Genomic DNA, 25191 nt, shown 5'->3' on the forward strand with positions numbered 1-25191 from the left:
ATTAAATTTGATTTGTTTAATCAAAATTGTCTTATTATTATTAGTTTGCAATAAATTATTCAATACCTTGTTACGCTATATATTCCCCAACCCATTAACGGCACAATACATTAAGCATTATTTTTGTTTGCATTTTGTTTTTGATGCCCAAACCAAAGTTCCGGTAAAGCCTTATCCGGCTTGTCCGGATCAGGGAATCACGTTCTATGTCCGCGGTAAGTTGTTTTCAGAGATACCAGAAATGGGTGTTTCAGAAAACAGAGCAAGATCGGTTATTATGGGGCAAAACACCTGTAGGCATAACTTATATTCGTCTAACGATTACATCATGTTTCATGTAAGCTTCCAACCTGGTGCTTTTTTTCAACTTTTTAGAATACCGATGACAGAATTTGTTGATAAAAACGTTGATGCCGAACTGGTGTTGGGTAACGGTATGAAACAGCTACACGAGCAAATGGCAAACGCTAAGTCGCTAGAAGAGTTGCCAAACATATTCGAAACATTTCTATTAAAAAAAATAGGCCAGGCAGATGAGTTTATCCGGCCAGTTGATAAAATTGGGAAACTTATATTTGATAGTCCTCAAAGTTTTAAATTCGACACTTATGCCAGCATGGCCTGCCTTAGCATTAGTCAATTTGAGCGGACGTTTACAAGGCAGGTAGGTATTTCCCCTAAATTTTACGCACGTATTTGCCGTTTTTACCAGGCTTATGCAACAAAGCAGCATTATCCTCATTTAAGCTGGTTTACTATCGCCATTAAAACAGGCTATTCAGATTATCAGCATTTGGCTAAAGATTTTAAGCAATTTGCAGGGAACACACCCAATACACTATTAGCGGAAACAGAACGATCCCCAGAACAGATTTTGGGGTATTCTGATTTTTTATCTCCTAAGCTGTTGCATAAAATTTATTAATGATAAACAAAAGAGAAATATAAATTAAGCTAATGGTATTACTGGAATTTGCACCAAGCCTGCCTTTATCGGCCTTTGTAAGAGTGTACAGTTTTTCGCACGGTATGATATGCTGGGGTTGATAGCCCTGTACGGTGGCTCAAAGAAGTTTAAATCGAAGCTGGATTCGTTGTTTACCCTACCTTGGAACCCTAAATATATTGCCCGTAATGTAGAAATTATGGTAGGCCAATATTGCCAGGGTAACCAGCCAGATCACTAAGCGCCTTTCGCCTGTACTTTTATCGGCAAGCCGGAGAAAACGCAGAAGGTATTGGATAACAGCCTGAATAACCTATATGGCATTGGCGACGAAGGCCTGGAGTTAAGTGGGATGGATGCCGCCGGCGAAATGTCGTCATGGTATGTGTTTAGTTCGATGGGTTTGTACCCGTTCTCGGCTACCAACCCTAAGTATATCGTGACCGCGCCACTATTCGATAAAGTGACAAGGAAAACCAGCAGCGGTAAAATCCTCACTATTGCTAAACCGGGTAAGGGCAGGGCCATCACCGCCATAAAAGTGAATGGCAAAAAGATAAACAGCTACTTTGTATCGCACGATCTGTTCAAAACATGAGGGACTATCAACGTGGTAACTAAGAATAATCCGTGTGAAAACGGAGGCGGAGGCAATCAAATGTTCACGTTCACGTTGGTGAACACACGTGGTTATTTATAAATAACTGGTTGTTAATAAGTTTAAGGTTTACTAACTGACAAAATAGTGCCACCACCGTTATCAAAAAAGTTTTAGCCAGTAATGCCTGCTGCGGATAAACAGATATAAAAGTTTATCAACATAAAAATGAAAGATGGCAGTGATGCCCAAAAGCCATCTTTCATTTTTAACCGCACGCCAAACCCAATCAGCATCAGCAAGGCCAGCCCGCCCGATGCTAAAAGTAAAGCAGGCACCCAAAACAGGCCTATAAGCATACCAAAACCACCAAGCAGTTGTAACCCACCTATCAGTTGCCTGTACCTATCTAAACCATACCGCTCAAACTCCAGCTTCATGGACTTGGTTGCGAAGAAAGTGGAACCATAATATAAAAACGACAGTGCTGATATTAATGTTAATACGATCAGTAGCATTAAATTTTTAATAAACCCGAGTGTACCCAGGCAGTAAATAAACTAAGGGTCAATAAAAGGGCCGAAGGCATAAACTTATACCACGGGTTTTTGACACGGAAATGGGCGATTTGCGCGCAAATCATTAAGGCTGCCATTAACAAAGCGGGTATCAATACTAATGAGGGGTACCAAATACCGGCAACCAACAGTGTAGATAAGGCTATTTTGCTGGCTCCTACAAAACTTCGTAATACATCGGGGATGCCGTATTGTTTAAATTCTACTACGATGTTATCAAAACGGATGATCCAGACATAGCCTATTGATAGTGCTATAATTACTTGAGCACAATTAGCAAGTGTATTCATTTTTTGGGATTTAAAATGGTGGACATTAACCGGAAAGAATAAACTCAGCGTTGGTCTTTATGGTGTTGTTGTTTGGTTTGGGCAGAAAACAAGCTAACGGCAAAGCCCACATACAAAACCGTTACAATAACGGTTAGGATTAACAGATCTAAATTTCCCATCTTAGTTTTGTTTTTTTTGGTTAAAGTAGATGAGTAAACCGATCATTGTTGGTGGCCACAAGCCAATAAATATGGCCCGGTCATGTTCTTTTAAAAAGATGTAATAGTACTCGGAGATAAAAATGATAACTATCACCATGGTGAGGATAGCAAATTCAATTTTGGAAATTTTGTTCATTTGAATGTTATTTTAAAATGTACAAGTGAAAAATAAGTTATAACAGGTTTCATAAAGCACCGGCAAAGCAAACATCAGGACTTAATTATGCCTGTAATATTAAAAGAAACGCTATAAAAGAGTGACGGGAGGCAGAATATTTACGCTGCAATTTAGAAATAAATTATCGCTAAACGTTGTTTATTTACTTATATCTGAGTTGCCGCTTTAAATGATTAAAAGCAGTTGCCGCCTTTATTAAGTGTACCTTACCACAATTTGGAAATCATCTTCAACGAACTCATCGATAGTTACCTGGCCACCAACGTGGGCACGGTTAAAAACTTCCTTACCCAGGCTTTATCTGCCCATTTGGTAAATAATATCAATACGCTATATGCAGCCGATAAATTGCTTGCTGCAGGCACGGGCAACAATAAACTAATAAATCACGATATGTTGGTTCGCAGCGATAAGATCTATTGGCTGGACAGGCTCCATAACAATGTTCATGAGAATAGTTTTTTTGATTTGATGGATAGCTTTGTAGCCCATTTAAACAGTAGTTGTTATGCAGGCATAACCGGTTACGAGTTCCATTACGCGCTTTACGAGAAAGGGAGCTTTTATAAACGCCACCTGGACAACTTTAAGCAGAACGGTACCCGCGCATTTTCGATGATCATCTACCTAAATACCGAAGTTGATGGCGGCTCGTTGCGCATTTACCAGGGGAATGAATCACAGGATATCAGCCCAAACTCGGGCAAAAGCGTGTTCTTTAAAAGTACCGAACTGGAGCACGAGGTTTTGGTAACCAACCTGCCGCGCATGAGCATCACCGGTTGGTTAAAGGTTGCCGCTGTAAATTAGCGGTACACATTAATCTTTGTCGGTTTTTAGCTTTTTAACCAGCCAAGGCAAACTTAAGTCCTTGCCAATGAGGGTGAACATCACCACTACTGAGATAAACATGATGGCATTACGCTTGGGAATGAACGTAATACTAATCAAACAAAATGACTATTTTTAGCTTATACCTCAAAACCCGGTACGGCAATGTTAAAACGTTTCTTATTAGCAGTTACTTTTACACTTATACTTTTTTGCCAGGCCGCGCAGGCGCAAAAGGAACACCCCGATACCGTAAAAGCAGGCATTTATATCACCAGCATCCACGACATCAATTTTAAGGATAAAGAGTACACGGTTAGCCTATGGCTGTGGCTGAAATACAAGAACAAAAAATTCGATTTTTTGCATAACCTGGAAGTGCCGCAGGCCAAAACGGTTACGCAATCCTATTCTACGGTAGACTCCAGCGATAACAAGGTTTACATACTGATGAAGCTGCAATGCGTAATGAAAGATTCCTGGGCGATAGATAACTTTCCGTTCGACCACCAAACGCTTCGTTTCTCTATCGAGAATTCGCAGTTCGATTCTAAAGCTTTGGTGTTTGCCCCTGATACTTTGGGAAAAGAATTTGACCCGAGATTTACCCTTCGGGGATGGCGGATAGATAGCCTGAAAGTATCTACAGGCATTAAAAAATATGAGACCGCTTTTGGCGATGACAGCGCACCCAAACCCCATACCGAATACAGTAGTTTTAAAGTTAAGATGATCATTGCCCGCGATGCGATGGGCTTATTCTGGAAAATGTTTTTGGGGATGTATGTGGCTTTCCTCATCGCATACATGTGTTTTTACATCCATACAGATAGCATCGATTCGAGGTTTGGGTTGAGTGTGGGGGCACTATTCGCCGTAATTGGTAACAAGTATATTGTCGATTCGGCGCTGCCGGAGTCTACCACTTTTACCCTGGTAGATACCCTGCATGGTATCACGCTGCTGTTTATTTTGTCGGTTATTATCGGTACATCCTATTCGCTCAAATTAATTAAGCGCAATGAAGTAGAGAAAGCCAAAAGGTTTGATTTTATAGCCGCGCAGGTTTTATTAGGCACCTACCTTGTGCTGAACGCCTGGTTTATTTTTGAAGCGACAAGAGGTAGTTAACGGCTATTTCTTACCCTGTTTTCTAAGATATATAAAAGCTAAAACTACGCCCATTAAAGCGCCTATTGCCGCGTACCAGTAAATCTTGTTTGTGGTTGCCTGCAAAAGTACCGGGTTGTTTGTGCCCATCAATATCAGGCTGTCCCAGTAGTAGGGCAGGTACATTGCATCGGCTGTTTGGTTGGTGTTTAACCAGGCCAATTTGGCAAGGTGCAGGGCGTAGCCGCTGCTTTGCTCATCAAGCAAAAATTTATACATATTGCTGGTAATTTGCGATACGGTTTCATCATTTACATTCCATAAACCGGCTATTGTTGCGGGTGTGCCAATGGCGCTAAACCCACGCGAAAGACTAATTACCCCTTCGCCCTTTGCCAACTGCCCGTCGCCGGTACGGTAGGCACTAAGTACAATCAGGTTCGGTTTATTGCGCCTGGCTAATAGCTCGAACAGGAAAAGTTTTTCTTTCCCAAAATCAAGCGTAGGTTCCTTATTTACACCCTACAGGTACGCGTGCGTGCTGATATGTAACGTGCCCGAATTTTCAAAGCTATTAAAGAAAGCTTTGGTATTCACCTCGTTATTGTACAAGTATTTGCCTTTGATCAGTTCGTAGATAGCCGCGGCTTCTTTCTTTACCGCGATGATGGGCGTTTAAGAAAAGCCTTTACGAAGAGTATAGCATAAACGGCAGCATGTCGGTTATCGAGCGTGGTGAGGGCACACCAACCAACCTGGAAAAGGCAGCCGCTTATTATAACAAAAAAGATTATGCGGAAGCCGAGAAGCTACTGGCCAAAGAATACGCCGCTAACCCTAAGAACAGCATAGCAGCCTACTACAGCATCACACTGATACAAGATAAACAGGAAGCCAAAGGCCGCGTCATATTGCAGCAACTGTACCAGGGCGAGTCGGTGTTTAAGTATGATGCGGCATACCAGATTGCCCTAAGTTTTGTGAAACAAAAGCAGCCCGAAAACGCCAAAAAGTGGCTTAAAAACGTCTCGCCGGTTACTTCAAACTACAGTAAAGCGTAGGAACTGGAAGGAAAGTTATAAAAGAGGAGGGTTAGCAAAAAGCTAACCCTTTTTTGTTTTTAATTTAGCAGTGACTGGGATAACATTGGTTTTACTCAAGGCGGCCAAAGTGAACGCGCCGCAACTAAACGCCAGTGCTTCAAACGCGCTTACTATCTCGTTGCCGTTAAGGCTATGCGGATCGGCCATAGCACGGGGGATGTGGAGCATCACAAACCAGATCAGGATCATAATGCCCAACAACTGTGCTGCTAAACGGCGCTTGATATTTAGGATGATACCAAGCCCTGCAGCAATAAGTGCTGCACCGGTTAGGTAGGTCCAAAACAGGTGACCCGGCAGGCCTTTTGGAACCAGGTTCTTCACAAAATCGGCATAAATAAAATGTTCGGCACCAAAAACAAGCATGGTTATGGCCAGGAAGTATTTGCCCGCCGGCAGGATGCCCCCGAATCCGGTGGTGTAATTTCCCTTCGGTAAGGCTGATGCGATTATTAAAGCGCATCCGCTTAGTGTTAATATTTTGAGTGAGTTTGCCCAGCTGCCTAAAAACTCCGGCTTGTTTAAGAATTGATTGGGTATATGGAAGATGATTAGTAACAGTAAAAACAATAAACCCAGGTAGATGGCCGCAGGACGTGCTTTGCCATCAACAAAAATGAATGCACTTGTAAGAATCAATACCGCGCTACCTGTATAAACAGCTAATTTTGACGTGGAGAGCTCGGCGGGCCAGGGGATAATTACAGGCATAAATACCGAGAACAATAACTGCTGTAAGGCAATAGCGATAATGGCAAGCGCAAATAGCACGCGCCATACTTTAACAGGGTTTTGCATGAAGAAGGTTTATAAAATGGGTTACTTACGCAATTTACAAAATTGCCAAACTATTTATAATTAAATGTTGCTTATTGGCGGTGCTTTTTTTCACCTGTAAATTTTTTCTCACCGGCTTCAGCCTTAAGTTTTAAGTTATTTTCTTCGGGTGGCATAGGGCATTGGTAACCATCGCTGTAGGCGCAGTATGGGTTGTAGGCTTTGTTAAAGTCTACCACAACTTTGCCGTTTTTGATGTCGCCGGTTTTAAGGTCGATGTAGCGGCCGCCGCCATAGGTTTCAGTATTATTAGTATCATCGGTAAAGGGTAAAAACAGGTAATCTACCAAAGAGGGTACATTACTAAACGATACATTTTTGTAGATATGCAAATGGTATGGTTTGCCCTTTAGCGCAAATTTGATGAGTGCGTATTTTACATAAGCCTGCCTGGCACCGTCAAAGGTCGGCATCTGGAAGGTGAGCTGGTTAGCTAAGATCTCAGCATCCGCATTAACCTGGTAAGTGCTATCGGCATCATAAAACTGCAGGTTGGCAAGGTCGGCTTCTTTGATGGGTGAGTGTTTATCTGTAGTAAAATCTTTTTTATAGCTATCGCGATGGGTGGCAAGCTGCGTTTTATAATCCTGCGCTAATGTGTTTGCGCTAAAAAAGATCAATAGGTACAATAGGTATTTCATGGGGCTGTTTTAATAGGTGCCTAATTTACAAACACGGCATTAAATGCTGAAAATTATTAACTTCATAAAAATAGCAAAGTATTCGGTATTGACTAAACTATTGCTCTGTTACACTTTATTGTTAGCCGGTTGAATGGCAGAATCACCCGCTTTTGTTATTTATGTACATAACCCCACGTCATTTAATTGTCACATAATATTCTTGAAGGTTTTACACTTTAACAGTTGCGTTGACTGTTACTTAAAAGTTGCATCAAACTGTAGCTTAAGTTACCTTTGGGCTATTTGTTCACAAGTTTTTAAAATGCTTTCTTGGTGGTTAACTTTTCTCATCAGGAAACCTAAAGGTTAAAAATATAAACTGCGTAAAAATGCACGCAGTCTAAACCACGTATTTCTACGCAATTTCCCCAAACTTTTAATAAGGGCCTTGCGTTATTGCAAAGGCCCTTGTTATTTTGTGGCAAATGGTAAATTGTTAGCTTTACAATTAATATAGTACATTAGCTAATAAGTACTGCTCCATTAGCAACACATGTCCAACAATAAGTTACCCACTATTAAAGAGATAGCCAAGCGGCTCAATGTATCTGCATCTACCGTATCGCGGGCGCTGCACGATCATCCGAGCATTGGTTTGGTAACTACCATGCGGGTACACAAGGTGGCAAAAGAACTGGGTTACGAGGCCAACAAAATGGCCATCTACTTTAAGGAGCGTAAAACCTATACCATAGGCGTAATCATCCCTGATCTTTCCGAACCTTTCTTTTCTGCCGCGCTAACTGGGGTAGAGGATGCCGCCGAAGCCAGCAACTACAACGTGATCATCGGGCAATCGCTTGATAATTTTGAGCGCGAGAAAAAGATAGTAGAAAACATGAAAGACCACCGCGTAGATGGCGTGCTGGTATCGCTCACCAAAGAAACCTCCACCTACGAGCATTTTGATAGCCTGAAAAAGTACAACATCCCCGTGGTGTTTTTTGACAGGGTACCCAACCGCAAGGATATAAATTATGTAGCCTGTAACCTGGTATCGGGCATGTTGCAGGCCATAACCAAACTGGTTGGTATAGGGCACAGCCGGATAGGTTTGATAAATGGCCCGGCCAAACTGGCTGCCACCCTGCAACGGTTGGAGATCTACTGCCGATGCCTGAAAGAGAATAACCTGCCGATGGACCAGGATATTATTGTATCTACCACTTTAGCTAAAGCAGACAACGTTAAGGCTATAGACAAATTGCTTGCGCTTGAAGAACCCCCAACCGCCATTATTGTATTTAACGATTACGTTTTGCTGGATTGCATTGCCGCGGTTAAAGCCGCCGGGTTGGTGGTAAACAAGGATATCAGCTTTATCAGTTTTGCCAATTTGCCTATTTGGGAGTATATGGAAAGCGTGCCATTAGGGTCGATAGAACAATTTGCGAACAAACAATCGTCTATGGCAGCAGAGTTCCTGTTTCAGATGATCAACAATGCCAATAAACCTAACTCGCCCGAACTCCCATTATTGCAGCACATCATCGATTCGGAGATGATAGATTACTCATCTGCCAAATAATTAACCCTCCTTTTTGTGTTAACCAAACATTATTGGGTGTTTTATATCTAAAACAACCAATAATAATCTGCTAATCAGCACTTAAGTAAATTTTACGCAAACGGTTGCGTAAAATGGCGCAAACGGTTGCGTAAGTCACGCAAACGATTGCGTAAACGTGTTTGCGCTTTTGCGTTCTGCTGCACCCTTTCGTTAACAATAATTTTACATCACTTTTACAATAAGCAACAAACTAAAGATTACCTAATAAACTAAACCACAGAATATGACCAGGAAAATTTTACTTATCTGTTCTTGCGCTATGATGTTTTGCCTGCAGGGTTTCTCGCAAACCCTACCGGTTACAGGGCATGTAGTAGCCGCGCTCGACAAGCAGCCAATGGCAGGCGTAACCGTCTCGCTTAAAGGCACAACCAACGGCGCCATGACAAACGTTAACGGAGATTTCTCTTTAAACGTGCCGGCGGGCAAAGCAATATTAGTTGTACGCTTTGTAGGCTACCTGCCTAAAGAGATAGCAGTAACCGGTGGCCAAACCGGCATCCAGGTTCAACTAACCGAGGATGTGCAGCAACTTAACGATGTTATTGTAGTAGGTTACACCAGCAAAAAGCAAAACGAGCTAACAAGTGCGGTTACCGTGATATCTGCCAACAAACTTAAGGACGTTACCTCAAACGACATTGGTACCATGCTGCAAGGTAAAGTTGCAGGTTTAAACGTGGTAAACAGTTCAGGCGCGCCGGGCGCGGTGGCCGAAATCAGGCTGCGTGGTGTATCATCTGTTAATGCAAGCCAAAGCCCGCTTTTTGTGGTTGATGGTATTATTGGCGGTAACTACGACCCCAACGATGTTGAAAGCGTTACGGTATTGAAAGATGCAGGTGCTACCGCATTATACGGTTCGCAGGCAAACGCGGGTGTTATCATCATCACCACAAAAACTGCAAAACAAGGCGAAACCAGGTTTGAGGCTAAGCTTTCAACAGGTTTTAGGACTGCCGATTTTGGTAAACTGAACGTGATGAACAGCAACGAGCTTTACGATTACCAAAAGGAGTTTTACCGCGATTACATTGTAGGGGCAACTGATAACTCTTACAAGATCGACTTGGCGAAGTTCTACGCAGAGCGCCCTTTATCGCTACGCAACCAGGATTATAACTGGTCTAAACAATCTTTCAAAAAAGCACCGGTATATAACTTCTACCTATCTGCCAGTGGCAAAACAGAAAAGAATGATTATTACATAGGTGCATCATACTATAAAGAAAAAGGTACGTTCATTAACACCAATTTTGAGCGGGTTAACTTACGTGGTAACTCAACTTACCATTTCTCAAAAAAACTGGATGTAACCAATAACATCAACATAAGCGCGTCGCAAGGCAAAAGCTACGATTACATGGATGTGTATTACTCGTTCCTGAACATGCCTTGGGATAACCCGTACGATGCAGCAGGCAACCCAATTTATGTAGATGGTAACTCGGCATTTAAATGGTGGTCGAGGGATAAAATAAACCCTATTAACACCGTTCAAAATTCCGATCACTCTTATAAAGGGTTTAACCTTAACTACGATTTAAATATCAATTACCGCATCACCAACTGGTTAACTTTTGCAAGTACCAACAGGGTGGCAGCATCGTTTGATAAAAGCAGGAATTTTGTATCGCCATTAGCGGCAGGTACTTTTCATGGTACAGGTTACCTGGATGAGTTAAACACCCTTAATTACGGCCTTATTAGTAACCAGTTATTTAAATTCGATTTCAGGCTTGGCGATCATAACATCAGCGGTTTTGTTGGTGGCGCGTTCGAGAGTAGTAAAAACGAATATTCGGGCGGTTCAGGTAAAGGCTTACCAGAGGGGCTTAGCGTGCTTAACGTTGTATCAAACAACCAATTGGTTAATGGCGCTTATAACAAATACATTTTACAATCATTAATATCCCAGGTTAACTACAGTTACAAAGACAGGTATTTTCTTTCGGGCTCGTACAGGTACGATGGTTCATCAAACTTTGCACCAAGCAAGCATTATGGTGGTTTCCCATCTGTATCGGCAGCATGGTTAGCCAGCAGCGAGGAGTTTCTGAAGGAAAACAGTGTTATCAATAACTTAAAGCTGCGTGGTAGCTTCGGTATTACCGGTACACAAGATATTGGCGCATCACGTTTCCTTGGTCTGTTCTCGTTAACTACCCAATACAACGGGTTGGTAGGTGCAATACCTTACCAAATAGAAAGCCCTAACCTTACATGGGAGAGCAAACAACAGATAAATGCCGGTATCGACATCGGTTTATTTAAACGTGTAAACGTAACAATAGATGTTTACCGTAACGATACTAAAGATCTGTTGCTACAGGTATCGCAACCGCTTTCGGTTGGTTTCGAAACTAAATGGGAAAACGCCGGTAAGGTTATCAATAAAGGTATCGAATTGGGCATCAACTCAACCAACGTAAAAACCAAAAACTTTGAGTGGACAACCGATTTTACCATCAACTATAATAAAAACACGCTGGAAAGCTTTCCGTCAGATATCGTAAAAACCAGCCCAAGCACTACCAATGTATCGCAGATCTATCGCAACGGAGGTAACCTGTTTGAGTTTTATATGAAAAAATGGACAGGTGTTGACGCGCAAACAGGCGCACCTACCTGGGAGAAGATCATCTATAACACCGATGGCAAGGCCGTTGCCAAAGAACGCACCTTTAACTATGCAGAAGCCACCAACCAGGAAGTTGGTTCGGCGTTGCCTAAATTCCAGGGTGGTTTTAACAACAGCTTTAGGTACCAAAACTTTAACTTGCGTGTAAGCACATATTTTAGCGTAGGTAATAAAGTGTTTAGCAATAACTTAAGGTATATGATGAACGATGGCCACGAACCATATTACAACCAGATAAAATTACCTGATGGTGCTAAAGTTTGGACAGGCCCGGGCGATACCCAAGCCACCGAGCCAAGCCCGCAAAACAATGCTAACTCTACAGAAACATCAACCCGTTACTTAAAAGATGGCAGCTACTTTACCATCAGGAACATTGCTTTCAGCTACACCCTGCCAAATGCATGGGCTAACAAAATAGCGATGAAGGGCGTAAGCGTTGGTGTAACTGCCGATAACGTAGCCACGTTCTCTAAATTCTTAGGTCAGGACCCGCAAACTACCATTACACCGGGCAGTTTTGCAATGCCGGGTATATCCGACTTTAAGTACCCAAACAACCGCCAATATTTATTAACTGTTAATTTCAACTTTTAAGCAGGCTGCAGCCTATTAAAATTAAGTATATGAAAAAGAAAATATTCACCTTCATTACCCTTATGGTTGTTGCAGCAAGCAGCTGTAAAAACCTTGATGTAAACCCAAGCGATGCCATTAGCACGGGTACAATTGTTACCACAACCAATGGTTTAACCAATGCACTTAACGGGGCATACGCGTTATTGAAAGACCATATTGAGTTTGGCGGATCGATAGATCAGAACAATATGTACCTGCGCCAGTTTTATCACCTGAGCGATTTTGCCAGTGATGATATTGTTTGCGGCCAGGTAACAACCGACCCATTGTACTATAGCTTTAGCTTAAACCATTCGCCGGCACAGGGTAATACACGTTATTACTGGTATATCTCATATAAAATAATAACCGGCGCAAACACCGTTATTGCCGCGGTAGAAAAATCGGGCAAAACTGATGCTACAACCAACCAGCTACTGGGCGAGTGTTACTTTTTACGTGCATTTTGCCACTTTAACCTGGTAAGGACCTTCGGTAAGGCATACACTACCGATCCAAATTCGCCGGGCGTCATCCTGCGTACTAACCTTACAGACGATTCTAAAAAAGCACGTTCAACCGTTAAGGAAGTTTATGATTCGGTACTTGCCGATGCTGAGAAAGCCGCGGCTTTGATGACCCAGCCAAGAGGTGTACAATACGCTTCACAGGCAGCCGCAAATGCTTTGTTGGCACGTGTAAGCCTTTACAAAGAAGATAATGCTAAAGCTGTTGAATATGCAAATAAGGTAATAAACGCGGGTAAGTACACATTAGCTACCAAAGCAACCTATCCAGCCATGTTTGCCAACTCGCAAACAGCAAGTGAAACCATTTGGTGCGTGGCGTTTACCCCGGTGGATGATTACGGGAAATTTGGTTCTGTCGCCTCCATGATCTACTCAGACGGTAACTCTGGCTGGGGCGAAGAATATGCTTCATCATCATTACGCGGTTTAATGTCGGCCCATCCAGAGGATGTTCGCTGGTCGTACATTGTTCCATCTAAAGATGCCGGTGGCAACGTTCAAAAAAGAAATGGGATAGAAGTTTATTACATCAGCAAATTTTCGTTCCAGGGCGGTTTGCCAAACTTAAGTTCGCCAATAATGTTCAGGCTGGCAGAAATGTACCTGATCCGTGCGGAAGCAGAAGCTAAAACCGGCGCCACCACAGCGGCGCTTGATGACGTAGACGAGATTCGCAAGAACCGCGGTTTAGAAGGCTCGCTTTACAACAAGGTTTTACCTGCGGGTAAATCTGCCTTAGATGTAGTGTTGGATGAAAAACGCATAGAGATGGCATTTGAAGGCCACCGCTCTTATGATGTTTTCCGCAACAAACGTACACTGAATAAGGCTTACTGGGGCTATCACATTGCAGGTTTAAAAGAAAGCGATGTAGACCTTTCAAAAACACCTGCAGGCTATTTAAACTTAACTGTGCCATATACCAGCCCGCGTACTATTTACTACATCCCTGTTGATGAAACGCTGAGCAACCCGTTAGCAACCCAAAACCCATAATTTAATTATCACATCGTAACATATAAATTGATATGAAAAATTTTAAAGCTTACATGTTCATGCTGTCGGTAGCCGTGGCAAGTTCGGTATTCAGCTCATGTAAAAAAGATAATTACACCCCTAAAACAGATCTGCTTTACGAGATAGATGTTGACGGCGCAACCGCAACCTTTACCGTAAAAACAGAAGGTGTAACAGATTACAAATGGGATTTTGGCGATGGTAAAACCTCTACCGAAGCTAAACCAACCCATGTTTACCCAGGCAAAGGCAAATATGTGCCAACGCTAACAGCATCTGTAAACGGTAAAAGTGCCGAGGCATCAACCGTGTTGCGTATAGCCAAAACAACCCCGGTTAAAATAAACGATAACTCGCTTGCCGATTGGGATGCCGTTACTAAAGATGTGATAACCTTAGGCCCCAATAAAGGTGTGTTTAATAAGGTTAAGTTTGATTACGATGGTAACTATATTTATGCTTACATAGAAATGGCCAGGAAAAAAGCTGACGCGGACATCTTCGATTTTTATATCGACTCTGACAACAACCCTGCAACAGGCTTGCTTACCGGTACATACCCCGATGGTGGCTATGATGTTTTATTGGAAGGCCAGTTGCTTACCAACGGGATAGATATATTTTATCACAATAGCACCAACCAAAATGCATTCTCTTTCGAGCAGCAATCAATTGCTGATGCTATTACGGTTGGCACCATACAGGAAGCTAATGGTATAACCAAGTTTGAGATGCGTATTGCACGTGGCAAGCTAAAGGGCCTTACAGGTACGGGTGCACGTTTGGCAATACAGATAACTAAAAATGATTACTCGGTATTATACGGTAGCGCGCCTGATACGGGCACATCAAGCTACTTCTTAGACATGAGCGAATAATGTTTTAATTGGTTAGTTGAGGCTGTAAACAAAAATATATATCAAAGCGCTTTTATGGTGAATAATTTGAATGCTGATCAATTGGCTAACGGGCGCTTAGTATCCTTAGATGTGATGCGCGGTATGATCATGTTACTGCTTTGCGGCGAAAGCTGCATGCTTTACGAAGCAATAAAGCACATTGATCCGGCGCAGCCCATGGGCGGGTTAATCATCCAGTTCTTTCACCATCCGTGGCACGGGCTGCGTTTTTGGGATTTAGTGCAGCCTGCGTTTATGTTTATGGCGGGCGCTGCGATGTATATTTCTTACAGCCGTAAACTGGCAAAAGGCGAAAGCTGGGGGCACAACTTAAAACATGTGCTTGTACGCAGCCTAAAGCTTTTTATATGCGGTGTTGCCCTGCATTGTTTTTATGCAGGCAAACCCGTTTGGGAACTTTGGAACGTGCTTACCCAATTATCATTCACTACCATCGTAGCTTATTTGATAATTGACAGGCCGTACACCTGGCAGTTTGTGTTCACCATCGGCCTGCTTATCCTAACAGAGGTTTTATACCGCACCATACTGATACCAGGTTTTGACCAGCCGTTTGTGGAAGGCAAAAACTTTGGGACATATGTGGATACCCTGCTCATGGGCAAAATAAACAGCGACGGATGGGTAACCATTAATTGCATCCCAACGGCGGCGCATACCATTTGGGGCGCACTGGCAGGCAAGTTGCTTATCTCCAACAAAACCATCACCTACAAAATAAAGGCATTGGTAATTGCAGGATTAATAGCGCTGGCTACAGGCTTTGGGTTGGATTGGAGTGGCGTTACACCTATCATCAAACGCATCAGCACAAGTTCGTTCGCTTTTGCATCGGTAGGGTGGGTTTTGCTGATACTGGCCGCGATTTACTGGCTGGTTGATGTTAAACGTAATACCAGATACGCCTGGATCTTTACCGTGGTGGGCATGAATGCCATATTCATTTACCTGTTCTTCGAAACCGTGGGCGTACAATGGGTAAATGCCAAGGTAGCTGTTTTTACAGGCAATATGCTGCACCTGTTTTTGAACGTGCCGCTAAGTATCGCGGCAGTAACATCAGCCATGGCCGCGTTGGTTTTAGAATGGGGCTTATGCTACTGGCTTTATAAACAAAAGATCTTTTTTAAACTATAAAACTACTCTTAAACTAAGATATCATGATCAAAAAATTTACAGGCTATGCCCTGGGCACGTGTTTAGCAGCAGTACTGCTTTCGTCATCGTGTAAAGATAAAGACGCCAACCTCGTGCAAATTGAAAAGGTAAACGTTACCTATACCGAAAGCGCCGAAGATTTCCCTAACCCCGAGCGTGGTTTTTACCGCTACTCTGAGGTACACTCCAGCAACTACACGGTATTAACTGCCGATGAGTTAAAAAGCTACCGTTCGCCGCAGTCTATCCAGTCGGCTAACTACCAGGTATCAAGCACGCTGGTGTTCAGGTATTATATTTTAGATGATGTGGTTAATACCGCCATTACTGCCAATTTCATCACCAATATTAAAAAGGATTTTGAGGCCGCACGTAGCGCAGGTGTTAAACTGATACCCCGCTTTGTTTACACCGCGACAGCAAAGCCGGGTAACTGCCCTGAGGGTTTTATTTGCCCGCTATACGGCGATGCTCCAAAGGCGATCATCTTAAACCACATCGCGCAGTTAAAACCAGTATTGCATGATAATGCCGATGTTATTGCCTGTGTGCAATTAGGCTTTATAGGTACATGGGGCGAGCAGTACTACAGCGACTTCTTCGGTGATGCTTCACCAAACGCGGCACAAGGCAAATTGCTTGACCAAAACTGGAAAGATAGGATAGAAGTGATCAAAGCCATGCTTGACGCAGTACCTGCCGACAGGATGATCCAGCTGCGTTACCCGCAATTAAAGCAACGTTATATCTACGGTGTTAATGCGCCGTTAACCTCTGCACCATTGACAGAAAGCAGTGCCTTTACCGCAACTGATATTGCGCGCTTAGGTTACCATAACGATTGCTTTATGGCCAGCGCAGATGACTTTGGTACCTATACCGATTATGGTAATAGCTCGAGCCCCCGCGAATCTGGTGGCGCAGCTTTAAATACGCTGAAAGACTACTTTAAAGCCGATAGCAAATTTGTAGTTGTAGGTGGTGAAACCTGTTCTGATGGTTACAGCCCAACTAATGACTGCGAACCTGCAGGTAAGATCCAGGCGGAGTTTGCAGCATTGCACTACAGTTTCATCAATGCACATTACAATACCGATGTTAATAACGACTGGCAGGATGGCGGTTGTATGGATAACATTAAACGCAACCTGGGTTACCGTCTTGTATTGCAAAGCGCCGTATTGCCCGATAACGTTGTTAAAGGTACCGATCTTAATATGGTGTTGAACGTCAAAAACGCGGGCTATGCATCGCCATACAATAAACGTACGGTAAAACTGTTACTGCGCAACACCAAAACCAACGAAGTAAAATCATTCGACCTGGCTACTGATGTTAGGAGGTGGTACAGTGGTGTTAACAAGATCACAGAAACGGTTAAGATCCCTTCAGATTTCCCTGCCGGCGATTACGAAATGTTGTTGAACCTGCCGGATGCTTATGCAAGCATCGCTACCAAGCCAGAGTTTAGCATCCGCTTAGCCAACAACGGCACATGGGATGCTGCAACAGGTTACAACAAGTTAAACCACACTATAAAAGTTAACTAAATATACCCCCTGCTAAATGATAAAGGCCTTTAAAATATGTTTGTTTGCCGTGATGCTATGCATTACAGGTGCCGGGCTGTACGCGCAAACAAGCATAACTATTAAAGATGGAGAAAAATGGTTCGGCGGCGCTTCTAACGAGGCGCACCTGGCACCTTTTAAAGATGGTTACAGCTACGATATGTATGCCGATACCAAAGGCAACCAGGCGGCGCCGCTATTGCTATCTACCAAAGGCCGGTTCATTTGGAGCGAGGAGCCTTTTAAGTTTACGGTAACGAACAATAAATTGGTTATCAGCAATACAAAAGTTGCGGTAACTATCGATTCGGCAGGTAAGAATTTACGCGAGGCATTTAGCAACGCGTCAAAACGTTTCTTCCCCGCTAAAGGTAAACTGCCGGATACCTTGTTGTTCAGCAAGCCGCAGTACAATACCTGGATAGAACTGGTTTACAACCAAAATCAAAAGGATATTTTAAAATACGCGCACTCGATAATCGACAATGGTTTCCCTCCGGGTGTGATCATGATAGATGACAACTGGGCCGATTACTACGGCAGGTTTGATTTCCGGTCGGACAGGTTTATCAACGCCCCGGCTATGATTGATACCCTACACAGCATGGGTTTTAAAGTGATGCTTTGGGTAAGCCCCTTTGTATCGCCCGATACCGAAGTTGCGAGGGAATTGCTTGCTAAAAAGCTGTTGCTGATGGCTAATAAAGTAAAAACCGGTAACCCGGAAAAAGATGCCGGTGAGCCTGCCATAATCACATGGTGGAACGGTTACAGTGCCGTGCTTGATTTTACCAACCCCGATGCTATAAAATGGTTTAAGGGCCGCTTAGATCATATGGTGGATACTTACCACCTGGATGGTTTTAAGTTTGATGCCGGAGACGCTGATTTCTATCCGGCAAACGCGGTATCATTTAAACCGGCAACACCAAATGAGCATAGCAGGTTATGGGGCGAATTAGGCCTGTACTACCCGCTAAACGAATACCGCGCCATGTGGAAAATGGGTGGCGAGCCATTAGTACAACGCCTGCGCGATAAAAAACACAACTGGGAAGATCTGCAAAAACTGATCCCGAATCTAACCACTGCGGGCCTGTTAGGCTACCAATTCACCTGCCCCGATATGATTGGGGGCGGCGAATATGGCTCATTCATTGGCAGGGATAAACTTGATGAGCAACTGGTAGTACGTTCGGCGCAATGCTCGGCATTAATGCCAATGATGCAGTTTTCGGTAGCGCCATGGAGGGTGTTATCAAAACAAAACCTTGCAGCGGTAAAAAAGGCTGTGGATGTTAGGGCTAAATACACGCCATACATTATGCAACTGGTGAAGCAAGCCGCCAAAACCGGCGAGCCTATTACCCGCAGTATGGAGTACGAGTTCCCTAACCAGGGCCTGGCTGAAGTAAGCGGCCAGTTTATGCTGGGGAATAAATACCTGGTGGCGCCCATGGTAGCCAACGGCAATACAAAAACAATATACCTGCCAAAAGGAAAATGGAAAAGTGATTTGGGCAAAACCGTTAAAGGCCCCGCGAAGATAGAGATGGATGTAGCGGCCGACAGGCTGCCGGTGTTTGAGTTAATTAAATAGAAACAAACTTTAAAACATATCACTATGAGAAACTTATTTTTAATCGGACTATTTGCGTTCATGTTGTCCGCGTGTTCTAAGAACAACGAAATTAAAGCTATCGACCCATCTACCGGGAAGATAGAAACGGTGCGTAAAATCTCGGCTTTAGCCAATTATTATGTAGACTCTACATCGGGGAATGATGCAAACGCCGGTACTTCTACCGCTACCGCTTTAAAAACCATCCAGGCGGCCTTATACAAAACAACAAACGGCGTTGGGGCTAACATTTATGTATTGGCGGGTACTTATAAAGAAAGGCTTTACTGGCCAACTTCGGGCGCATCGGCCGCGGCACCTATTACCTTAACAAATTACAACGGCAGCGTGGTAATCCTGGATGGCGTTAACGCTACCAACAACGCGCAAAACGAGATGCTGGCTATTCCAAGCAGGAGCTACATCCGTATCGACCATATTAATATCACCAATAATACCAGGGCAAATGCAAAAGGTATTTATATTGTAGGCAACGGTACCGATATACAGGTTACCTACTGTAAGATCTCTAACATTGGCTGGACTACCAACGGCAGCGCTACACCAACCAGTACCGATAATGCAAGTCCGTTCATCATCGTGGGCTCTACATCAACTTCATACTCTCAAATTTATATCGGCAGCAACGAAATTTTCAATTGCAACACCGGCTACAGCGAAGGTTTAACCTTAACCGGTAACATAGAGAACTTCCTGATAGAAATGAACACCGTTCATGATATTAAAAACATCGGTATGGATATGTCCGGCAATTACTCGTGGACAGGTGCGCCTGCCGCGGTTAACTATGCCCGCAACGGTAATGTTAAAAACAATACGGTTTATAACTGTATCTCGCCAATAGCCACTTCGGCAGGTATTTATGTTGATGGCGGTAAATGGATCAATATTGAAGGTAACACCGTTTACGGCAATTACGCCGGTATTAGTGCCGGTTGCGAAAATAACAACTTCACTACCGAAGGTATAAACATCCGCAGCAACGTTATTTATAACAGTATTGAAGCAGGGTTGCTTATAGGCTCTAACCAGCCAAACAGTAAGGTGATCAATTCAACCATCAGCAATAATACCGTGTTTAAAAACTATTCAAAAGGTGGTTATGGTGGCGAAATATCTTTACAGAACACCAATAACGTTAAGTTCATTGACAACATTATCCAGTCGCGCAGCAACATCGTAACCATTGTATTGCTGGGTTATACTTCTACAGCGCTAAGTTTCGATTACAATAAATACTATACCTTATCAGGTGTGGCAACAAACATTACATTCGATTGGGGCGGTAATAATGGTACAAGTTATTCTACACTGGCGGCTTATAAAACTGCAACAGGCTTGGATACGAACTCAACCTATGGTAACCCGGGATTTGTATCTAATTCGCTGCCAAGTCCAAACCTGCATTTAACCAATACCTCGGCTTGTGTTAATGCCGGCTTGCCCAGCTACACCTTGCAAACAGGCGAACTGGATATTGACAAAGCAGCAAGGATAGTAAATTCACGGGTAGATATTGGGGCGGATGAGTCTGTTTATTAACGGCTTATCTCTAAATTTAATAAATGATCCACACATGGTGTGGGTAATATATAACACTTATAATTCTAAAGTATAGTGCAAAGTTCTAAAAACATAGCTGAGGTTGTATCGCACTTTAAATGTGCGGCTGATGTGGGTTCGCAAAAAGCTTATGGGTCGGGTCATATAAACGATACGTTCAAATTAACGAATGTAACTGCCGGTGGCGCCGACTACCTGTTGCAGCGTATAAATCATAAGATATTTACCAATGTAGAGAAGCTTACAGATAACATGCGCAAGGTAACCGAGCACCTTAAAAGTAAAATTAAGGGGATGGGTTACGGCGACCCGTTAAAGGAAGTGATGACTTTGATACCTACAGACGGCAACCGCTTTTTTTACCAGGACAGCGCCGGCGATTACTGGCGCATGTTCTACTTTTTAAACGATACCAAAAGCTACGATGTGGTAGAAACCCAAAAGCAGGCGTACGAGGGTGGCAAGGCATTTGGCAAGTTTCAGCATATGTTATCGGATATACCCGCAGGCGAGATGTTTGAGGTGATCCCCGATTTTCATAACATCCAAAAGCGTTTGCAGCATTTAGATGAAGCAATTGCAAAGGATGCACATGGGCGTGTGGCTTCTGTTGAAGCCGAGCTGCAGATTGTGAAAAAATATGCCGAAGAGATGCAATACTTTCAGCAGCCAAAGCAGGTTGCCACTTTGCCAAAACGTGTTATCCATAACGATACCAAGTTTAACAACGTGCTGCTGGATAGTAACGACGAAGCACAATGTGTAATAGACCTGGAAACGGTAATGGATGGTTATGTAGCTTATGACTTTGGCGACGCTATCCGCACTATCATCAATACCACAACCGAGGATGAGGCCGATCTGAGCAAAATTCAACTGAATATGCCGCTGTTTGATGCCTACGTAAAAGGCTACCTGAAAGAAGCTTCGAAGTTTTTGACAGATGCCGAGGTTAACTCGCTGATCAAGGGCGCGCTGTTGCTGCCCTACATGCAGGCAGTACGTTTCTTAACCGATCATATCAACGGCGATACCTATTTCAAGATAAAGTTTGAGGGCCACAACCTGCAAAGGGCAAGTGCACAGTTCCAGCTGGTAAAAATGCTGGATGCCAGCGCAGCGCTGATGCACCAAACCATATTGAACGAAATGGATAGCTATAAAACCGCTCAATACTAATGGATGCAGCTATATTGGTAAAAATTCCCTACCTTAATGGCTTAGATGACCAGCGTTCGGTCGAAGACATATCTAATGTTTTGGATGCTCACGAACGCAGGCCTATCCAACACGCGCCATGGTCGGCAGGGGCAAAGCAGCCACAGGTTTCATTTGCACTTGCTTATGGTAACGATGACATCTATCTTAAATACTATGTGCACGAGAATAGCTTAAAGGCCGAGTACAGTAATTTTAACGATCCGGTGTTTGAGGATAGTTGTGTAGAATTTTTTATCGCTTTTGATGATGATGCCAGCTATTATAACCTGGAGTTTAATTGCATAGGCACCAGCAGGGCGCAGTACGGGCAGTACAAAACCGGGCGTACGTTTATACCGGTAAACCTGCTGAAAACCATCAGGCACCAAACGTTTGTTAAAAGCAACGTGGTTGGAGATATACAATGGGAACTTACGTTATGCATCCCAAAAACGATATTTAAGTTTCACCCGGCGTTGTCGTTAGAGCAAAGCAAGGCTAAGATTAACCTCTTTAAATGCGGCGACGGCCTGCCCGAACCGCACTTTTTATGCTGGAACAGGATAGAGGCCCAACAGCCCGAATTTCACCTCAGCAGCTTTTTTAAAGAGATTACTTTTAGCCGGCAGGCTTCATAGTTTAAAACTTTAAATCCCAATATATGTCAGAGACAACAGCGGTGATCAGTAACAAAAAAGCAACCCTCAACCCCATTTTTATCATTGGGATGCTATTCTTCATCTTCGGTTTTATTACCTGGTTAAACTCGGTTTTGATACCCTATTTAAAACTGGCCTGTGAGCTAACAACTGTTGAAGCATATTTGGTAACCACCGCGTTTTACATTTCCTATTTTGTACTGGCTATCCCATCGGCCTGGATCCTGAAGGTTACAGGTTTTAAGAAGGGTATGTCAGTTGGGCTTGCGGTAATTGCCATGGGCGCGCTAATATTTATCCCTGCAGCGTTAACGCGCTACTACGGGCTTTTCCTGCTTGGATTATTTATCCAAGGTTCGGGTTTAGCTTTATTGCAAACCGCGTCAAACCCATACATCACCATTTTAGGCCCGCCCGAGAGCGCCGCCAAACGGATTAGTATTATGGGTATCAGCAATAAAATTGCAGGTGCTTTAGCCCCGATAGTACTTGGTGCTATTACCCTGAAAAATGCCGACGGCTTTAAAGAACGTTTAGCCACCATGGCTGCCGACGTAAAAATTGCCGAGCTGAATGAGCTGGCATCACGGGTTATCCTCCCATACATCATCATCGTTATTGTGTTGCTGATACTGGCCGTTATCATCTATTACTCGAGCCTGCCCGAGATAGATACCGACCAGGAAGATGAAACAACGGCTATTAACAATAGCGGTAAAACAAGCATTACACAATTTCCGCATTTGCTATTGGGCGTGCTAACTTTGTTTTTTTATGTAGGAGTAGAGGTTATTGCCGGCGATACCATTATTAACTATGGCAGCACGCAAGGCATAGCGCTGGGTACGGCCAAGTTTTTCACCACGGGCACACTTGTATTTATGCTGGTAGGTTATGGTGTAGGCATCCTTTGTATCCCCAAATACCTGAGTCAGGAAAAAGCTATGAAGCTGTCTGCAGGTTTAGGCATAATATTATCTGCGGTAGCGATACTAACAACAGGATATATATCAGTAGCAGCTATTGCTTTATTGGGGCTGGCAAATTCGCTGGTATGGCCGGCTATCTGGCCAATGGCATTATCGGGGCTTGGCAGGTTTACCAAAATAGGGTCATCATTATTAATTATGGGCATAGCAGGCGGTGCAATTGTGCCGTTGGCTTATGGTGCATTGGCGCAGGCCTTAAACCCAAGCCTTGGTTACATCGTTTTGATCCCGGCTTATCTTTTCATACTTTATTATGCCATTAGCGGGCATAAATTTGGGAAGACCAAAATTCAGCAAGTACAATTATAAATTATCAACAAATAAAATTTTAAAATTATGGATCGCAGACAATTTGTTACAAATAGTGCCGTAGGAATGGCCGGTTTAACAATTTTGCCTTCAGGGTTATTATTTGCAAAAAATGCAGATAAGGTAAGGTTGGGTTATATAGGTGTGGGCTTACGTGGCCGTAACCATATAGGTGAGGGTTTGCTTCGCGATGATGTGGAGATAGTAGCCATTTGCGACATACAGGAAAGTTCCCTTAAATACTGTCGCGCTCAATTTGTAAAAGCTAAAAAGAAACTGCCTGCAGAATACACAGGCGGTTTGGATGCTTACAAAAAACTGCTTGACCGTAAAGATATTGACGGTGTTATAATTGCCACCCCGTGGCAGTTTCACAAAGAGCAATCTATTGCTGCTATGCGCGCCGGTAAATACGTTGGCTGCGAGGTTATTGCCGGTATTACCGAGCAAGACCACTGGGATATTTTAAAAGTTTACGACGAAACCAAAGTGCCATACATGACTTTGGAGAACGTTTGTTATCGCCGCGATGTTATGGCGGCTCTGAACATGGCACGCCAGAATATATTTGGCGAATTGGTACACCTGGAGGGTGGTTACCAGCACGACTTACGTGGCGTATTATTTAACGATGGTAAAAGCTTTAGCGGCAAAGGTGCCGAGTTTGGCCCTGCAACAGTTGGTGAAGCCCAATGGCGTACCCAATGGAATGTTGACCGCGATGGCGATATTTACCCAACCCACGGCGCAGGCCCGGTGATGAATTATATAGATATTAACCGCGGTAACAGCTTTACCAACTTAGTATCGTTCTCGTCAAAATCGATAGGGTTGCACAACTATATCGATAAAGTATCCCCGGGTAATAAAAACTCGAAAGTGAAATTCAAAAATGGTGATGTAACCACCACCATGATCAATTGTGCCAATGGCGAAACTGTGGTATTAAGCCACGATACACACTTGCCCCGCCCATACTCCTTAGGTTTTAGGGTACAGGGTACCGAAGGAATCTGGATGGATGTTGCCGAATCGGTTTACATAGAGGGGAAATCAAAAAACTACGATCAGTGGGATAAAGCCAGCGAATGGTTCGAGAAATACGACCACCCGCTTTGGAAGAAATTTGAAAAGTTTGCCGAAGGCGCAGGCCACGGCGGTATGGATTGGTTTGTTTTTAACGGTTTTATTGAAGCTGTAAAACAAAAGAAACAAACCCCGATAGACGTTTACGATTCGTTAACCATGAGTGTAATTACCCCACTATCAGAAAAATCGCTTAAAGACGGTAACGCCCCGCAAAAATTCCCCGACTTTACAAAGGGCAAGTGGAAAGAGCGCAAGAATACCTTCGCGCTTGACGATAGCGGCTTCTAAAAACAAGACCCTAACAAACATAAATATCATAAACCGGCGGGCCTGCTGAAAAGCAGGCCTCGGCACGGTT

Annotated in this window: 22 protein-coding genes and 1 pseudogene; 17 read left to right on the forward strand and 6 right to left on the reverse strand. The window is 43.4% G+C overall.

Annotated features, from left to right (window positions below):
- Window positions 1-67 precede the first annotated feature (67 nt).
- On the forward strand, window positions 68-925 hold the full coding sequence (locus NAF17_RS10135; protein ID WP_252757879.1) for a helix-turn-helix domain-containing protein: 858 nt from the start codon (window positions 68-70) through the stop codon (window positions 923-925).
- A 67-nt stretch (window positions 926-992) separates the two neighbouring features.
- Window positions 993-1544, forward strand: a pseudogene (locus NAF17_RS10140) (glycoside hydrolase domain-containing protein).
- A 173-nt stretch (window positions 1545-1717) separates the two neighbouring features.
- Here NAF17_RS10140 and NAF17_RS10145 read toward each other — a convergent pair.
- From NAF17_RS10145 to NAF17_RS10155, 3 genes are all read right to left on the reverse strand, one after another.
- Window positions 1718-2062 (reverse strand): DoxX family protein, encoded by a 345-nt coding sequence (locus NAF17_RS10145; protein WP_252757880.1) that lies wholly within the window; start codon window positions 2060-2062, stop codon window positions 1718-1720.
- Complete coding sequence (locus tag NAF17_RS10150) at window positions 2062-2412, reverse strand: DoxX family protein (RefSeq protein ID WP_252757881.1); 351 nt, start codon at window positions 2410-2412, stop codon at window positions 2062-2064. The genes NAF17_RS10145 and NAF17_RS10150 overlap by 1 nt, the downstream gene beginning before the upstream one ends.
- A 162-nt stretch (window positions 2413-2574) precedes the next feature.
- Window positions 2575-2751 carry a hypothetical protein gene (locus NAF17_RS10155; RefSeq protein WP_252757882.1) on the reverse strand — a complete coding sequence of 59 codons (177 nt, stop codon included), beginning with the start codon at window positions 2749-2751 and terminating at the stop codon, window positions 2575-2577.
- Between the two features lie 258 nt (window positions 2752-3009).
- Between NAF17_RS10155 and NAF17_RS10160 the strand changes: the two genes are divergently transcribed.
- Together NAF17_RS10160 and NAF17_RS10165 are read left to right on the forward strand one after the other, a co-directional pair.
- A complete protein-coding gene (locus NAF17_RS10160) occupies window positions 3010-3603 on the forward strand; it encodes a 2OG-Fe(II) oxygenase (protein WP_252757883.1) in 594 nt (197 codons plus the stop codon).
- Between the two features lie 186 nt (window positions 3604-3789).
- Entirely contained in the window at window positions 3790-4755 is a 966-nt protein-coding gene (locus NAF17_RS10165; protein WP_252757884.1) for a ligand-gated ion channel, read from the forward strand.
- Window positions 4756-4758: 3 nt separating this feature from the next.
- On the opposite strand, the gene NAF17_RS10170 is transcribed toward NAF17_RS10165, so the two are convergent.
- Window positions 4759-5208 (reverse strand): CHAT domain-containing protein, encoded by a 450-nt coding sequence (locus NAF17_RS10170; protein ID WP_256474514.1) that lies wholly within the window; start codon window positions 5206-5208, stop codon window positions 4759-4761.
- Window positions 5209-5450: 242 nt separating this feature from the next.
- On the opposite strand from NAF17_RS10170, the gene NAF17_RS10175 reads away from it, so the two are divergent.
- Window positions 5451-5795 carry a hypothetical protein gene (locus tag NAF17_RS10175; protein ID WP_252757885.1) on the forward strand — a complete coding sequence of 115 codons (345 nt, stop codon included), beginning with the start codon at window positions 5451-5453 and terminating at the stop codon, window positions 5793-5795.
- Window positions 5796-5837: 42 nt separating this feature from the next.
- On the opposite strand, the gene NAF17_RS10180 is transcribed toward NAF17_RS10175, so the two are convergent.
- A complete protein-coding gene (locus tag NAF17_RS10180) occupies window positions 5838-6635 on the reverse strand; it encodes a DoxX family protein (protein WP_252757886.1) in 798 nt (265 codons plus the stop codon).
- A 71-nt stretch (window positions 6636-6706) separates the two neighbouring features.
- Window positions 6707-7315: a DUF1684 domain-containing protein gene (locus NAF17_RS10185; RefSeq protein ID WP_252757887.1), complete on the reverse strand. Its 609-nt coding sequence runs from the start codon at window positions 7313-7315 to the stop codon at window positions 6707-6709.
- 535 nt (window positions 7316-7850) lie between these two features.
- On the opposite strand from NAF17_RS10185, the gene NAF17_RS10190 reads away from it, so the two are divergent.
- The 12 genes from NAF17_RS10190 (at window position 7851) to NAF17_RS10245 (ending at window position 25121) form a co-directional block, all read left to right on the forward strand.
- Window positions 7851-8885 (forward strand): LacI family DNA-binding transcriptional regulator, encoded by a 1035-nt coding sequence (locus tag NAF17_RS10190; protein ID WP_252757888.1) that lies wholly within the window; start codon window positions 7851-7853, stop codon window positions 8883-8885.
- 265 nt (window positions 8886-9150) lie between these two features.
- Window positions 9151-12165: a SusC/RagA family TonB-linked outer membrane protein gene (locus NAF17_RS10195; protein WP_252757889.1), complete on the forward strand. Its 3015-nt coding sequence runs from the start codon at window positions 9151-9153 to the stop codon at window positions 12163-12165.
- Window positions 12166-12194: 29 nt separating this feature from the next.
- Window positions 12195-13712 (forward strand): RagB/SusD family nutrient uptake outer membrane protein, encoded by a 1518-nt coding sequence (locus NAF17_RS10200; protein ID WP_252757890.1) that lies wholly within the window; start codon window positions 12195-12197, stop codon window positions 13710-13712.
- A 32-nt stretch (window positions 13713-13744) separates the two neighbouring features.
- Window positions 13745-14611 carry a PKD domain-containing protein gene (locus tag NAF17_RS10205; protein WP_252757891.1) on the forward strand — a complete coding sequence of 289 codons (867 nt, stop codon included), beginning with the start codon at window positions 13745-13747 and terminating at the stop codon, window positions 14609-14611.
- A gap of 54 nt (window positions 14612-14665) precedes the next feature.
- Window positions 14666-15790: an acyltransferase family protein gene (locus NAF17_RS10210; protein WP_252757892.1), complete on the forward strand. Its 1125-nt coding sequence runs from the start codon at window positions 14666-14668 to the stop codon at window positions 15788-15790.
- Window positions 15791-15813: 23 nt separating this feature from the next.
- Window positions 15814-17361 (forward strand): DUF4832 domain-containing protein, encoded by a 1548-nt coding sequence (locus NAF17_RS10215; RefSeq protein WP_252757893.1) that lies wholly within the window; start codon window positions 15814-15816, stop codon window positions 17359-17361.
- Window positions 17362-17377: 16 nt separating this feature from the next.
- The gene (locus tag NAF17_RS10220) at window positions 17378-18982 is read left to right on the forward strand and encodes a glycoside hydrolase family 31 protein (RefSeq protein WP_252757894.1); all 1605 of its coding nucleotides are present in this window, start codon (window positions 17378-17380) and stop codon (window positions 18980-18982) included.
- Between the two features lie 24 nt (window positions 18983-19006).
- A complete protein-coding gene (locus tag NAF17_RS10225; RefSeq protein WP_252757895.1) occupies window positions 19007-20566 on the forward strand; it encodes a right-handed parallel beta-helix repeat-containing protein in 1560 nt (519 codons plus the stop codon).
- Between the two features lie 75 nt (window positions 20567-20641).
- On the forward strand, window positions 20642-21766 hold the full coding sequence (locus NAF17_RS10230; protein WP_252757896.1) for a phosphotransferase enzyme family protein: 1125 nt from the start codon (window positions 20642-20644) through the stop codon (window positions 21764-21766).
- Entirely contained in the window at window positions 21766-22425 is a 660-nt protein-coding gene (locus NAF17_RS10235) for a carbohydrate-binding family 9-like protein (RefSeq protein ID WP_252757897.1), read from the forward strand. Before NAF17_RS10230 ends, NAF17_RS10235 begins: the two co-directional genes overlap by 1 nt.
- A 23-nt stretch (window positions 22426-22448) precedes the next feature.
- Window positions 22449-23744 (forward strand): sugar MFS transporter, encoded by a 1296-nt coding sequence (locus NAF17_RS10240; RefSeq protein WP_252757898.1) that lies wholly within the window; start codon window positions 22449-22451, stop codon window positions 23742-23744.
- Window positions 23745-23771: 27 nt separating this feature from the next.
- On the forward strand, window positions 23772-25121 hold the full coding sequence (locus tag NAF17_RS10245) for a Gfo/Idh/MocA family protein (protein WP_252757899.1): 1350 nt from the start codon (window positions 23772-23774) through the stop codon (window positions 25119-25121).
- Window positions 25122-25191: the final 70 nt, after the last annotated feature.

The organism is Mucilaginibacter aurantiaciroseus, assembly GCF_024055595.1.
Taxonomy (GTDB): Bacteria; Bacteroidota; Bacteroidia; order Sphingobacteriales; family Sphingobacteriaceae; genus Mucilaginibacter; species Mucilaginibacter aurantiaciroseus.